Below are 270 nucleotides of genomic sequence, written 5' to 3' on the forward strand. Positions count from 1 at the left end.
GTAACGCGCAACCTGAGGAAATTGCGATCGTAGGTATCATCCTGATTGCTTTCATCTTCAATCCAGCATAATTCATGCTGCCGTGCCCATGCTTCAAGCGCCTCTCGCGTTTGCGCCAGCAGCGGTCGAATCAGTTGGGTTCCGGCAAACGGATAGCTTTCCCCCATGGCGGAAAGTCCGGCAGGACCACTGCCGCGCTTAAGCGCCAGCAGAAAGGTTTCACACTGGTCATCGAGATGCTGTGCGGTCATCAGCACCTCGCCCGGTAGT

The 270-nt window shown here is 55.9% G+C and carries 1 protein-coding gene; it reads right to left on the bottom strand.

Annotated elements, in window-relative coordinates; all coding sequences use genetic code 11:
- On the bottom strand, nucleotides 1-270 hold a 270-nt coding region (locus FDX22_RS15460), incomplete at both ends, for an ATP-binding protein (RefSeq protein ID WP_304571767.1).

The organism is Citrobacter sp. TBCS-14 (assembly GCF_005280805.1).
GTDB lineage: Bacteria > Pseudomonadota > Gammaproteobacteria > Enterobacterales > Enterobacteriaceae > Citrobacter > Citrobacter gillenii.